General features: G+C 45.6%; 7 protein-coding genes. 4 read left to right on the top strand and 3 right to left on the bottom strand.

The window, feature by feature from the left end:
* Nucleotides 1-2 precede the first annotated feature (2 nt).
* The 3 genes from JWG39_RS11245 to JWG39_RS11235 are packed head-to-tail and all read right to left on the bottom strand — an operon-like array spanning nucleotide 3 to nucleotide 6,672.
* Entirely contained in the window at nucleotides 3-3,017 is a 3,015-nt protein-coding gene (locus JWG39_RS11245; protein ID WP_205219503.1) for an anti-phage-associated DUF1156 domain-containing protein, read from the bottom strand.
* Nucleotides 3,017-3,607 (bottom strand): anti-phage-associated DUF3780 domain-containing protein, encoded by a 591-nt coding sequence (locus JWG39_RS11240; RefSeq protein ID WP_205219502.1) that lies wholly within the window; start codon nucleotides 3,605-3,607, stop codon nucleotides 3,017-3,019. Before JWG39_RS11240 ends, JWG39_RS11245 begins: the two co-directional genes overlap by 1 nt.
* The gene (locus tag JWG39_RS11235; protein WP_205219501.1) at nucleotides 3,607-6,672 is read right to left on the bottom strand and encodes an anti-phage-associated DUF499 domain-containing protein; all 3,066 of its coding nucleotides are present in this window, start codon (nucleotides 6,670-6,672) and stop codon (nucleotides 3,607-3,609) included. Before JWG39_RS11235 ends, JWG39_RS11240 begins: the two co-directional genes overlap by 1 nt.
* Nucleotides 6,673-7,929: 1,257 nt before the next feature.
* Between JWG39_RS11235 and JWG39_RS11230 the strand changes: the two genes are divergently transcribed.
* The 4 genes from JWG39_RS11230 (at nucleotide 7,930) to JWG39_RS11215 (ending at nucleotide 13,979) form a co-directional block, all read left to right on the top strand.
* Nucleotides 7,930-8,424 carry a PAS domain-containing protein gene (locus tag JWG39_RS11230; protein WP_205219500.1) on the top strand — a complete coding sequence of 165 codons (495 nt, stop codon included), beginning with the start codon at nucleotides 7,930-7,932 and terminating at the stop codon, nucleotides 8,422-8,424.
* Nucleotides 8,425-8,768: 344 nt separating this feature from the next.
* A complete protein-coding gene (locus JWG39_RS11225; protein WP_205219499.1) occupies nucleotides 8,769-9,950 on the top strand; it encodes an ATP-binding protein in 1,182 nt (393 codons plus the stop codon).
* Nucleotides 9,951-9,978: 28 nt separating this feature from the next.
* Nucleotides 9,979-13,074, top strand: a complete 3,096-nt coding sequence (locus JWG39_RS11220) for a chemotaxis protein CheB (protein WP_205219498.1) — start codon at nucleotides 9,979-9,981, stop codon at nucleotides 13,072-13,074.
* Nucleotides 13,071-13,979: an ATPase domain-containing protein gene (locus JWG39_RS11215; protein ID WP_205219497.1), complete on the top strand. Its 909-nt coding sequence runs from the start codon at nucleotides 13,071-13,073 to the stop codon at nucleotides 13,977-13,979. The genes JWG39_RS11220 and JWG39_RS11215 overlap by 4 nt, the downstream gene beginning before the upstream one ends.
* Nucleotides 13,980-14,117: the final 138 nt, after the last annotated feature.

Raw genomic sequence — 14,117 nt, 5'->3', positions numbered from 1 at the left:
GCTTACAACCTCTGATTCCTGAGAGCTTCCGCGAGCACGCGAGCGCAGCTTGCTTCCACGTCGGGTTTGAATGCTTTTGTTGTTTTCAGACCTTCCCGTTTTTCTGCAAGATAGTCTGCCATTTTTGCCAGCAGGGGTTTGTTCGGAAGATAGTTCGGGCAGTTTTCCATCAGATGGAGCAGCACATCCTCCACCTCGACTTCTTTGGAGAGCTCAAACAAGGCATAGAGCAAGGCGCGGAGCGGCGTCCCCGCAATCTCCGCATCCCCGGACATCAGAGCGCCTTTACATTCAGTCGACAGCTTCAGGCGCGCCGAGTTGGCCTTCGACGCATCACTCATCAACTGGTCAAAATGATACACCTTGAAGGCTTTGGCAAAGTTCTGATAATTATCCAGCGTTTTGCCCCCCTGATGCTCCATCTCCGCCATCTTCAGGTAAAATCGTTCCACCGGCTCCAGTTTCTGCCATTCTCCTTTTTCAAAACCGACGGGAACAAGAAACTGTACGGCGGTCTGCACTGCAAATTCAATCAGCTCATCAACAAATGTCTTTTGGCCTTTTTGGCGAGGAGCCTCTGCTTCCCTGACCATGTCCTTGCCGTCAATGCGGGAATAGGCGGTTAAGACCTTCAGCGCGGCGGCATAACCGGCCATCTGCAGGTCGGCATCGGTATAGAGCCCTTCCGAACCGTGATCACGCACCTGTTTATCCAGGCCAATCAGCGATTCCACCTGCTCTTTAACCGCCTCTTCAATCTCCCAGCCCAGATCATCACGGAAGGTTTCCAATTCCTCATGTCGCTTACGCAGAATCAGAATGATGGTGCCTTTCACGTTGGAACCCTGGCGCAAGGCTGAATCGGTTTCAGTCACCACATACCAGGCTGCCGTCACCCGCAGACCGCTGGCCCAGATAATGTTGGCCATATCGGCCCAAATGGATCCGCTCTGGTGGGTAAACATCAGCACTTGAATACCATTGTCCGGCATCTTTTGTGCCATCTTGCGATAGGCTGCCACCATGCCCTGACGGAAGCCTTCGTCTTCGCCTTTGATGGCTATTGAGCGACGGCTGTCCCACGTCCAGTGGGCGAATTCTTTGGGTGGATTTTTGCGAAGCCAGGCGATGAAGAATTCGGTTATCTCTTCATATTTGACTGCATCGCCGTAGGGTGGGTCGGTTATGTAGATGTCGTTTTCAACTTCGATATCTTGGGCTAAATTCGAATAAACACATGTTTTCGTTTGCAATGGGAAGTTTTTATAATTTGGAAAGATTGGCTTTAAAATATTATAAAACGCCCTGGATCCGTAGTTGTATAAAGTGTTCAGGGCTTGGTTGTAGAAAACTTGATGCGTGTTATTTACCCCTGGAGAGCCATCCCATGAGCATAATCGCGAATTCCAGTTTGCAGCTTGACTGATCCCCAGCTTAGTATATGCTTCAGTAGCATAACGATTAAAAAAACAAATGAGCAGGAGTTGCCTCGAATTAAATAAATGATGCCAATAGGTCCAGCCGCGCTCTCGAATAGGCTGGTTAGTATTATAGCCTTTCTCAATCATCATATCGGGGACATAACCCTTTTCCTGCCAGTGTTTCAGGTGGTCTCCCACATAATCGATGACCTTCTGTTCCCGAGCCAAATCATCATCGGTTACGGAACGGAATTCATAATCAAACCTTTTCCCATTTGGTTTCTGCTTCATCCACTGCACGCAGTAGAGACGTTCTTGAAAAATATCATCTGGACGGGGGATAAAATCGCTCTTGTCCCACAGTCGGAGCCGATTGCGGTTCTTTTTGCCCTCTTTATAGTCCCCGCGAATCGATTTGATGCTTACACGGTATTGCGTAATTCCATCCGGGGAATGAACCAAATCGCCTTTTTGTAGCGTACCCGTTTGGGCGGCTTTAACCTCTTCGGAGGAAGCGACATAACAGATATCGATGTCGTAGCGCTTTTCAGCAGGAACCGGGATCAGTTTAGCGACCACGTGGTATCCTTTGCTGATAATCAAACTGGGTATTACAGGAACCAGCCACCCTGATTCCGGGCATTTGACTTCGACGCAGTAGAGATAAACCTTCGCTCGCCACTCGTTGCCATCGGTTTCAATATCCAGTGCATCAATTTCAGTCTGCACCTGTTCCGCCAATTGCTTTTGCGCAGCATTAATTTCCACCCTTTTTTCTGGAGAGGCTCCAACAATGTTAAAAGCTCCCCACGTCAACGTACAGGCAATCGGATTCAAATCAGAGGCATAGACATCGCACCCCAGGCGAGCGGCTTCAAAGGGAATTTGCCCGGACCCGGAAAAGACGTCCGCCACCTTGGGACGACGGCCAAAACGGGCGATGCCCATCTGCTCTACCAGTTCCGGCATGGAGTGGGCGGTCGTGCCCAGATGTTGGTTGACGCGTTGCCAGATATGATCAAACAGCGGATCGCCCAGCTCTTCAGGACGTTTTGCCCTGGCCACATTTTTCTGATAGCAAGGAAAGGGTAAGGCTTTCGCTTCAAGGTTCAGGCGATCTATTTCGGAAACCGACTCCTCCCAGAGCAGCCTGGGAAAAACGGTGTGCATCTGCCCGGCGTGCATCACTTCAACCGGATAATCCCTGATGTCGAACGGCGTCTGCTCCGGCAGCTCGACCTCTTCTCTGGTGGTAAACCAGCAGGCGGTATCGAGGCCTTTCAGTCGGCGGGCAATGGCCTCTGGCGTAATCCGTCCAAGCCGTTTGGCCAGCGCAATACCATCCATGCCCATCAGGAGTTCGAAAATCTCTAAATCCTTGAGCGGATCATCCGTGGTGGGCAGCAGGGAGCCAAGAATACAGGCTTTATTGAGAATCAGCGGTTTACGCCCTTTCCAATAGCTGCCCAATGCAGTGAGGGACTTTCCTTGATTTGCCATTTGCTCTTTATAGCTTTCAGAGGATATTTTCTGCACCGGAAAAAGATGTTCAATCAGTGCCGGTTTGTCTTTCCATGCGAATGGTTCCAATGCCATCAGAGATCTCCTTTTTCTACAAAATCAAACAAGGACGGGGTCTCTTGTTGTTCGGATTTCTTTTGTTTTGTTTTGGCTTTTTTTTTGAGCGCCAGCTTAATATTTGTCCCATCCGATAACGCGCAGTAGAGTGCTTTGCGCCAGCCGCGTTGCATCTGATGATCCAGTCCTGCCTCCGAGGCGGTTTTGCTGTAGAGCCACCACCGTTCTTCGGGACGCAATGCCAGCCATTTCTGGCAAATCATGGGGCATTCGGCAGGCGATGCATGTTCTGCCGCCCATCCGAGTACACAGAGCTCCCGCCCCAGAAAGCGATCAAGTTTCACCGTTCCGGTGCTCCAGCTGCCAGTGCTTTGTTTTTTGATTTTCAGACGGGCGTTAAAATCGCGGCGGGCATCATCTCTGACCTTGGTCCACAGTTCGCGCGCCAGAATCAATCGGCATTCAACGGTTTCTCTTCGAGCTTCATCCCCATCGAAGCCAAAATCTTCATAGATAGAGACGGCTTCGCGGGGCGCAACGGGAATCTCCACATAAAAGTGGTGCATTCCGAAGGCGGCAGACGCGCCAAAATCAACAGTTTTGTCCATTATTGCTCAACCTCTCCCTGAGCGATTTCAATGCCGAGCTGCCTGGCAAATTGCTCCAGGTCAAATCCGGTCGGTGTGTAAGCTTTCTTGAAGCTCATCACGACCGGGGCATCCGGACTGAGCAGCGTTTGTAAATGCGCCAGCTCTGTTTCAAGAAACGCGGCATCGATCTTCATTTCCCCCAGCGACAGATGAATGACCTGCGGAGAAGATCCCACCATCAAGGTCACCTGCTCAAATTCAATGTTTTTTTCTTTCGCCATCTTCAGCCCTTTATACGTTTTGGAAGAGCTGTCGAGGCGTTTAGGTGATGCGCTATACCATGTTGCAGGAGTTTCTTTTACAATGTGTACTTCTTTTGATCCGGATTTTGAAAAGGTGAAGCTGTTCTTTTTTTCCAGGCCATCACATTCCGCAAAGACATGGACGGTGATTTCTTGATCATAAATCTGAATCGGTCTGGTGTACTCCGTTCCATTCCTGGGCTCAGAGCCGTCCAGTGTATATTTGATGGACCCTTTCGGTGCGACAAAGAGTTCTATGGTGCGGGCAACTTCATCAAATCGGTTGCGCACGGTTAAGTGGTTTGTCCATGTTGCAGGCGTTCCCGTGAGGTTTTTACCAGTAGGATCAACGGCTAAGAACTGAACGCGCAGCGCGTTGGTGGCCAGCATGTTGTCACTGAGCACAGGGCTTTTTTCACTCACTTCTGCATCTTCGCTATAATGGATGCGCGGGCTGTTGCCTGCGTTTACCACATCAATTTTAAGACGTACGGTACCGGAATCATCCGAACCAGAGTCTTCACTGATGAGAACCTCGGTTTTTTTGGGTTTTGGATTTTTGGTGATATAACCATTTCCCAAATCTTCCCAGACGCCACGTTGACAGGCTTCGATGGCAAGCTGGTCAAAGCCACGACTCGGCAGCCACGGCATCTGCGTTTTCTGCTTCATTTTATCAAGCAGATCAGTTTTACGCACTTCATCCTGAGCCCCAAAAAGCAGGGATTCCGATCGGGCGCGGAGGGCATCAAAGTTTTCAGCAATTTGCGTGTAGAGTTTAATGGGGTCCGCAGCCAGTGTTTTCACCACCTGTCGCTCACCATTGAAGGGCTCATTGGAAGGGTATGTACTGTCCAGCGCTTTGGAACGGAGCACATCTTCGCCTCGGTTGGAGCCGGGGAAGAGCAGCTTATCAAAAACAGAAAGTACGGTGGTTTGGAAGTCCTGCTCATACTGCGCCTTCTTTTCGTCGAGCTCTTTACGCTGCGGGTGTGAGGCCGCAATTTCGTGGTCCGCTTTGGTCACGGCATAGACATGCTTTGCGGCTTTTTCGATGCTGGCAATGGATGATTTGTCTCCCGTTAAAACCAGCACATTATTTTTATTCACTACTCCTTTGAAAAAATTGGTGACCACGCCGGGAGGCGTTTTCCCATCCGGACTAATGATCAGAAGTGCCCGCCCGGTCTTCAGGACCGCGTCCGCCTCATCCATTTCCGGTAGCGGAAGTACTTTTTCATAGGCCTCTCTGGTGACGGGTTTGTACATCTCCTGCAGGCGGAGACGAATGAGTTCATCCACCTTGTTTTGTGGAGCCTTGTCGGCATAGCCCTGCAGCTTTTTGGTTAAATTTTCCTGATGGCTGAAATAGGTACGTCCCTCCTGGGTTTGATGCAGGTACCATGCGGCTTTTTGCAGCTCAGTAAAGGCGTTTCGATAATCACTTCCCTGATGGTTGGGGTCGATCAGGCATTCCAGCATTTCACTTTCGGTAAGGCCTCTTACGGAATGAACGGCAGTAGAGAGGCTGGCCGTCAACAGCAGAGTGCCAACCTGTTTGGCATAGTGGTTGCCACTGTCAATATCAATAATCTGCGCATGGGCGCTATCGGTGGAATCCCATAAGTCACGTGCAATTACATCACGCATCTCAGAAATTTCAGCCAGCTTTTCACGGACCTCAGAAATCGACAAATCAAAATGCTGCGCGCCAATCAGGTAAACATCTTCCTTGTCCTCCCAGACAGATTTCAGAAGGCGGGAAACCAGCTCCATCAGACCACGTGTTTGTTTGAACTTTTCGTTCTCCTTGAAGAGAGCAACGATGCTTTTAAAGCTGGGGTGGAAAGGATACGTTGATTCAATGTCGTTGGCCAGAGCTTCGGCACTTCGCTCAACGGTTTTGGCCTTCGCCGCTTCGGCCAATCTGGCAGCATAGACGGATGCCACATCAGCAATTTCACTGTTATCCGGCAAGGATAAAAAAAGGCGCTTACGCAGAATCTCATAGATTTCATTCGATTCCAGGTTAACCGGGGTAATGGAGATCTCGGCGCGACCCAGTTCCTGGGTGGCATCATCCAGCGCACGTTGAATTAATTTGCCCCCGGTGTCATAGGCGGCTTCCAAATCCGACACGACAATAGCGACATTTTTCTTTTTCTGCGCGGCTGTCAGCATATTGGAAAAGGCCCGGGTGATGACGTCGGCAATGGTGCCATGGCCTAAAACCTGCGTGCTGTAATAATGAAAATAGGGAGGCATCTCATCCAAAAGGATCAAAACGGGTTCTTCTCCATCGAAGAGCGTTACCCACGCCTTTTCATCCGGTGCCTTCGCACCAGACTCCCAATATTCTTTAAAGAGACTCTCTTTGCCTAACTGACGGGCAATCTCACCCCAAAAATAGGTGTCAGGATTATTGCGTCCATTAAAGGCCGCAATTTTCGCTGAACCAAAATCAGATTGGTACGGGATCGAACCTGTTTGTGCCTCGCGGAGTGCTGAATCCTTTGCCAGGAGACCAAAACCAACCATCAAGTGTGTTTTACCTCCACCCATAGCCTGTTTCAGGTGAAACACGGTATCGTTAGATTTACCGGCAAGACGCGCCATCCCCTTCGAAAGGAGAGTTTTCATTCCGTCCGTAATGAACGTTTTCTTGTAATATTCCTGCCCATTGGTGTCGTTGATGATTTGATCAAGTTGCTCGATTTGATCACCCACATTGATTTCAAGGGCATTGGGCTGTAATTGGCACGCACTGCGAATGGTTTTCATTTAAACTCCTGATTCTGTTATTTTCCTTCAGTCACTTCGCCAGCTTTTCCTTTGCGGACCCAGGTCGGTAGGTATCGACCTCATCTTTCTTAAATTTCCACAAACGGCCAATTTTATGGCCAGGCATGACTTTTTCGCCTCCATCATTCTTTTGAGGGCAGCCTAAAGGTTCACCAGGGAGTTTACCTGAAAGTCTCCCAGACGGGCATAATCCTGTAGAGAAAAAGAAAACCCGCCTTCCCGGAGAGTTACTCCAGAGAGGCGGGTTGTCTTTTTTTAAATGGTGGAGGCGGGGAAGTCGAACTCAGGCCTCGCTGACCGTCTCTAATGAGCTGAATTTGTGTGCCACTATCCTTTATCGCTGCTCTCGTGTGGATAAAGGTTATGGAGAAGAGATACTCCCTCCAGATATTGCTTGCAACAGCTTAAGCTCTCAGATGAATCTTGAGAGGAAGCGTGACTGCACCTTGTCTAAATCGGCGATGATGAGATCACCTCGACCAGGTTCTCTCCCCGGTGTCAGGATATTTTCTCTTCAAAAAATCAGCAGTTTTTCCAAATTTGGTAATAAATAATTGTTTTTACGTGGAATGAACCGCAACACCCCCGGTTTGTGACCGCTGAAATCATGTTGAGCGAGAAGCACCTGGCATTGATGTCAACAACTGGTGTTTATGCTCTCGAGACGCAGTCATGTGTATGTTGACAATCGTTCCTGATACCGGTTTCATCATCCCCAATAGATTTCCAGCATCATCCCTTTTGACGAGCTTATGGGTACCTTGAATAATCTTGTATTTCGCCCATCTTCTTCGTTACAGTCAAAAATTTATCCTCGCAGGTAAACGCCAGACTCCGATATCGAATATATAGCTCCGGTAAATTTTCTCCTGTGCCTTGAATATGAACAAAACACAGATATTCCCGGCGTAAAACATTGTAAATATTTGTAATTGTTATTATGAACCCTTCACAGCTTACGAAAGACAACCACAACCTATCGATATTACAATAAAAAACCAAAAAAAACATCCTGTAAGATCAAACAGTTAGAAACTGGCTTCGTAAACTTTCCTGGTCTTTAGCAATGATTTCAAAACATTAGGTCATTTTGCTCCGGAAACTGCTGAACGAAATACAAAATTATTCAAGGCATCCATAAGTTGCATAATAATGAAAGACCGTGGTACAATTTTGTCAGAAAAAGTATCGTTGACTTGAGTCTTCTAAACATCCATTATCACTCACAGAGAAAACATGGACTTACGTAAAAAGGCTGAAAAAAGATTAAAAGAGAAGAAAGGGATACAAAAAACATTTTCTCGTAGAGATTTTGATGAAGTGGTCCATGAACTTTATGTCCATCAAATTGAACTTGAAATGCAAAATGAAAGTTTGAAGCAGGCTCAATTAAAAATTGAAGAATCCTGCGATGAATACCTGCAACTCTTTGATAAAGCCCCGGTCGGCTATGTTAATTTGAACGTAGATGGATATATAAATAAAGTAAATGATACATTTGCGCAGATGTTAGACCGACCCAAAATTGACGTAGTTAACCGAAGTTTCGTTGAGTTTATGCTCACTGAAGTGAGTGATTTATTTCATGTTCATTTAGTTGAGTCGCTTAAGAAAAATTCATTTGGTGATATTGAAATTAGATTCAAAAGGGTGGACGGCTCTTTTATATCGGGGCTTGTGCATGGTGAAATAACTACAGCGGGCGCACTCCCATTTTCCCGGCTATCATGAGCCTGTTATCCATAAACATAAAAAGCAACAATATCAGCCCAGAAGAGATCTTGTTTTGAAAAATAACACAAAATAAGCAAGTTAGAGCAATTGAGAAGCACGCCATTCCCATTTCCCGGGCAGGCTAAACCTAGCAAAATTGAGGGTTTTAGCTAATTTATGTCTGAAAATTTCATCTGGTTGAGGCGTAATGAGAGTTCATCTTAAAATCATACTGAAATTATTTACTGTATAACTATTTGATTTTTTGTTCATTTAGTGAGTTTCAGCGGACAGCTCTTATTGACCGGGAAAATGGGAATGCGCCCACTACAGCACCTGATAATGAAACTGTCATCTACCGGATGGCTGTCATAGATAACAGCGAAGCTAAAAAGCTCAAAGAAGAACTCCTTCAAGCCCATAAAATGCAGGCTGTTGGCTTACTTGCGGGTGGCATTTCCCACGAAATTAACAATATGTTGGCAGTTGTCATTGGATACACCGAGCTCGCTCAAGAGGCAATGACAGAGAACACGGTGGTTGAAGAAGATCTGAATGAGGTACTTTTGGCTGCAGGACGCATAAAAACACTCGTCAAGCAACTCCTGACATTTAGCCGGAAATCGGACAGAAATGTTGCAACCATCAATTTATCCCAGGCGATTCAGGAAGCCCTCAAAGTTCAGAGAAACACGATCCCTGTATCCATCTCAATAAAACAGGATATTCAAAGTGATCGTCTCAACGTCTTTGCCGATCAGGTTGAAATAAATCAAATTATCTTGAACCTCTTTTCAAATAGCATCCATGCCATGCAGGAAAATGGCACCATCCTGTTGGCTCTTAAACAGGTGACGCTCAAAAAGACTGATAGTGACAGGCCTCGAGACCTTGTCCCCGGGGACTATGCAATTCTCTCCTTTTGCGATACTGGGGAAGGGATGAAGGAGACAACTCGACAACAAATATTTGATCCTTTCTTTACAACCAGGCCAGTCGGAAAAGGAACCGGAATGGGGTTATCCATTGTCCACGGTATCATGCAGAACTACCGGGGAGCCATAACCGTTGACAGTATCGTAAATAAAGGAACCACCTTTAAACTTTATTTTCCCATCTCGCAAGAAGTGGTGGCAGACAGAAGTAACAATATTTGCGAATCGGTTCCCACCGGAACGGAATGTATCCTCTATGTTGATGATGAGCAACAAATAGTTGAGATCGGCAGAAGAATTCTCGAGGGTCTGGGATATTCAGTTGTATCTTTGACGAGTGGAATGGATGCATTGAACTGTTTTTTCGCAGATCCGGACAAGTTTGATCTCGTTATCAGTGATCAGATTATGCCCGATATCTCAGGCTTGGAGTTAATCCAAAAGATCCATCTTCACAGAAAGCACCTTCCGGTAATACTCTGTACCGGATATAGTACTCAAGTAGATGAAAATAAGGCAAGATTAATGGACATATCATTTATAATGAAACCTTTCGTGCTCCATGAACTCGCTCAATTAGTCAGAAAAGTTCTCGATACAAAGATCTAATTCAGCCGCCTTCCGTGGAAATATCACAATGACAAAGAAAAAAACAAACAGAGCAAAGAAAAGTCTCTCAACTGCTGAGACAACAGATGCAGGCGAACATCTTACGGGAGAGATAATGGATGATAACTCGTCCCAAAGCACGCAACAGCATATTCCCATTGTTGGGATAGGAGCTTCTGCAGGTGGTCTTGATGCCTTTAAGCAACTTTTTGAAGCTATGCCGAGTGATACAGGCATGGCCTTTGTCTTAATCCAGCATCTGGATCCGACCCACAAGAGTCTGATGGTGGATTTGTTAAGCCGTCATACAGCCATGAAGGTCGTTCAGGTCGAAAATCGTATGCCTGTGGAGAGCAACTATGTCTACATGATTCCGCCTAATTATGATCTGGCGATCCGTAATGGTGAACTCTATATTACCCCACCAGCCCAGAAACGCGGGCTCCGGATGCCAATCAATTTCTTTTTTTCGTCCCTTGCTGAAGATCAAAGGGAACGAGCGGTATGTATCATACTTTCAGGAACAGGCAGTGACGGTACCCTGGGCCTCAAAGCGATCAAAAGTTACGGTGGAATGGCCATGGCTCAGTCTCCGAATACCGCCCAGTATGATGGTATGCCGGTGAGTGCCATCTCAACCGGAGCTGTTGATTATGTTCTGCCTGTCAATGAAATGCCAGAAGCTATTTTAAAATATATCAATCATTCCTATGTTCGTGGCCGATGGCCTGGAACAGATATGACAAATGATACCAATAATCAGGACCTCAACAATGTACTGGCCATTCTACACGCACAGCTGGGACATAACTTTCATCACTACAAAAAAAACACCCTTACGCGTAGAGTCCAAAGAAGAATGGGTCTCAAACAAATCGAAAGGATGTTGGACTATGTAACATTTTTAAGAGACAATCCTGCAGAAATAGAAGAGCTTTTCAATGACATGCTCATAGGTGTTACCCACTTTTTTCGTGACCGTGAATGCTGGGAGCTCCTGGATGAGATACTGATAACATCTCTGGTGCGCCAGTCCAGCCCGGAAACCAGCCTGCGTGTGTGGGTAGCTGGATGTTCCACCGGTGAAGAAGCCTATACTATGGCTATGCTTCTCATGGAAAATTTCAACAAGCTTAACAAGAAGGCAAATTTTCAGGTATTTGCAACTGATATTGACATCAAAGCCTTAGAGCATGCCCGCAGCGGCAGGTACCCACAAAGTATTGCCACTGATCTCTCGCCTGACCGGCTTAATCGTTTTTTTGTAAACAAAGATGATTATTATTATGTATCCAAACAACTACGTGATAAAATTATTTTTTCTGAACAGAACCTCATCAGTGATCCACCTTTTTCAAAACTTGATTTAATCAGCTGTCGTAATCTGTTGATTTATCTTGAGGCCGAGGTGCAGGACAAGGTTATTGAACTCTTTCATTTTGCTCTGCGTCCTGGTGGACATCTGCTGCTTGGTAACTCAGAAACCATTGGCCATCATATTGACCTCTTCGAAACTCTCTCGAAAAAATGGCGTTTTTTTCAACGCATTGATTCTGCCCAGCCGCAAAGGGCAAGTTTCCCTATCCTTCCAGGCAGGCTGCAAAATCGACCTGCGTTCTATGCTCTTGAGCCCACCGTGAGGGCGATCAAGCCTGTGGAGCTTGTTAACACGGCCCTTTTGGATCACTATGCACCAACCACAGTACTTATCAACCGTAAAAAAGAAATTCTTTATCATTTTGGCGAAACAGTGAAATATCTTCGGTATCCCACCGGGGAGCCGACCAGCGATCTTTTTGCGGTCATCCGGGATGGATTGGTCACAAAGTTGCGTGGAGCGATCTATAAATGTGTTCAAAATGATGAAGACATCATTGTTTCCGATGCAAGGCTCAAACGCAACGGTAAATATGTGAAAATTAGTTTTTCAGTAATATCCCTTACACAGTACAAGGGAGGAACGGGGCTCTTTCTTATCTGTTTTGAAGAAGGGATAAAGAAGAGTGGCTCTTCAGTTGAACAAGTGGTCTCTGGTGAGACAGAAGAGCCCATTGTCCAACAACTGGAATATGAACTCTCATCAACCAAAGAAGATCTGCAAAATACCATAGAAGAGCTGGAAACATCCAATGAAGAATTAAAGGCCTCCAATGAAGAGGTTATGTCCATGAACGAGGAGTTGCAATCTTCAAACGAAGAACTGGAGACCTCAAAAGAAGAGTTGCAGTCACTTAATGAAGAGCTAAATACCGTAAACAGTGAGTTACAGGACAAGGTATCTATTCTCGTAACAACCAATAATGATCTCAACAATTTGATTAACAGTACCAGTGTCGCGGCGATCTTTTTAAGTACCAGGTTTCATATTAATTTTTTTTCTCCCACTGCAAAAAAACTGTTTAACCTCATCGCTTCAGATATAGGTCGTTCATTGGATGATATCACCCCACATTTTTCTGATCCTGACCTCCATCATGACAGTGAAATGGTGCTGGAGACTTTGCGGATTAAGGAAAAAGAGATTAAGACCGAATCAGGTGAATGGTTTCACCGTAAAATCCTGCCCTATCGCACCTCTGATAATCGTATCGAAGGTATTGTGTTGACCTTCGAAAATATTACCAGATTGAAGAAAAACCAGTTTGAAATAGTGGCGATGGTAGACGAACAGACCAGGGTACTACGGAAGAAAAGTGAGATGTTGATGAGTATTTTTTCATCAATCCATGTCATGAGTGTTCATCTTGACGATAAGTATACTGTCCTGGCAGCCAATGATCTGTTTATTAAGCGCCATAAACTTGATGCTGCCAATGTTGTCGGCATGAAACTTTTTTCTCTTGCACCAATCTCAAAAGATGAGAAAAACATCATTGCAAGAGCTCTCACAACTGGTGAAGAACATTTTATTTTTGCAAGTGAACGCACGGCAGATAAACTTGGGGATGACTGTAGGCTGTATGACTGGGTGATCAAACCATTAAAAAACAATGAAGGTAAAACGGTGGAGATTTTATTATCCATTATAGATGTTACTGAACGGGAAAGAGAAATTGCAAAAGCCAAAAAACAGCAGGATCAATCAATGCACACGACAGATAACACCACTCAGGAGAAGTCATGAAAGCTGCTCGTTCTCAATCTATAAAAGAAAATCTTCCTAAGGTTCCAACACATATAAAAGGCCTGGACGAAATATTACAGGGTGGATTGCCAGAAAATCATGTTTCCCTCATTGTTGGTGGACCGGGTAGTGGTAAGTCTATCCTGGGAATGCAATTTCTTTACAATGAAGCGCAAGAAGGAAATAGTGGTATTTTCATAACCTTTGAAGAAAAGGCTGAAACTATACGTCATAATTCCATGCTGCTGGGTTTTGACCTGACTGAGGTTGAGGAAAACAACACGCTTTATATCATGGAGGCACAGCTGGACCCATCTGTTATTATATCAGGGGAGTTTGACATTGAGGGTTTACTTGTCATGGTAGGTGCGCTTGCAAAAAAAATGGGTGCCACACGCATAGTGGTGGATGCAATTGATGTCCTGTTGCAGCACTTTAACGATAGTTACCTGGAGCGAAAGTCTCTTTATATCCTTCATAAATGGTTGCTTGATCACAACATGACAGCGGTGATGACTGTAAAAACGGCAGACCATGTCAATAATGTTTCACACTATCAGTTTCTCGATTATTTGACCAATTGTGTTATTCAGTTGCGAAGTGAGGTCGTCAACAGAGTTTCTACTTCTCTGTTGCGGGTGGTCAAATATCGTGGCTCAGATTTCAGCCATAATGAATTTCCATATATTATAAAACCAGGTGGAATTTTTATTCATGCAATCCCCTCTGTGAAAATGCAGAATACTGCTCTCGGGAAAATTATTTCAAGTGGACACCCTACCCTTGATGAATTGTTGGGAGGAGGGTATCGACAAAGCTCTTGCGTCAGCGATTCCCGGGCACCCCTGAAACCCAGCAATAGCGTAGTTTTTAAAAAAAGTCTTCGTAAACATTTCAGAAGTTAAGGTAAAATTTTCCTTGACATATCGATGCGATTGTAATCGTCTTTTTGTAAGCAATATTAAAACCTTACAAGGAGGCTGCAATGTCCCGTCACATAAAAGAAACTATAAAAAGCCACAGACGAAAAATGGCCCAAACTG

The organism is Desulforhopalus vacuolatus (assembly GCF_016918505.1).
Taxonomy (GTDB): Bacteria; Desulfobacterota; Desulfobulbia; order Desulfobulbales; family Desulfocapsaceae; genus Desulforhopalus; species Desulforhopalus vacuolatus.
This window is presented reverse-complemented; position numbering and strand designations above follow the sequence as displayed.

What these genes read in the sequence shown, in the direction of transcription:
- JWG39_RS11235 (WP_205219501.1), bottom strand. Translation starts at nt 6,672, where the DNA reads ATGAAAACCATTCGCAGTGCGTGCCAATTACAGCCCAATGCCCTTGAA.
- JWG39_RS11230 (WP_205219500.1), top strand. Translation starts at nt 7,930, where the DNA reads ATGGACTTACGTAAAAAGGCTGAAAAAAGATTAAAAGAGAAGAAAGGG.
- JWG39_RS11225 (WP_205219499.1), top strand. Translation starts at nt 8,769, where the DNA reads ATGGCTGTCATAGATAACAGCGAAGCTAAAAAGCTCAAAGAAGAACTC.
- JWG39_RS11245 (WP_205219503.1), bottom strand. Translation starts at nt 3,017, where the DNA reads ATGGCATTGGAACCATTCGCATGGAAAGACAAACCGGCACTGATTGAA.
- JWG39_RS11220 (WP_205219498.1), top strand. Translation starts at nt 9,979, where the DNA reads ATGACAAAGAAAAAAACAAACAGAGCAAAGAAAAGTCTCTCAACTGCT.
- JWG39_RS11240 (WP_205219502.1), bottom strand. Translation starts at nt 3,607, where the DNA reads ATGGACAAAACTGTTGATTTTGGCGCGTCTGCCGCCTTCGGAATGCAC.
- JWG39_RS11215 (WP_205219497.1), top strand. Translation starts at nt 13,071, where the DNA reads ATGAAAGCTGCTCGTTCTCAATCTATAAAAGAAAATCTTCCTAAGGTT.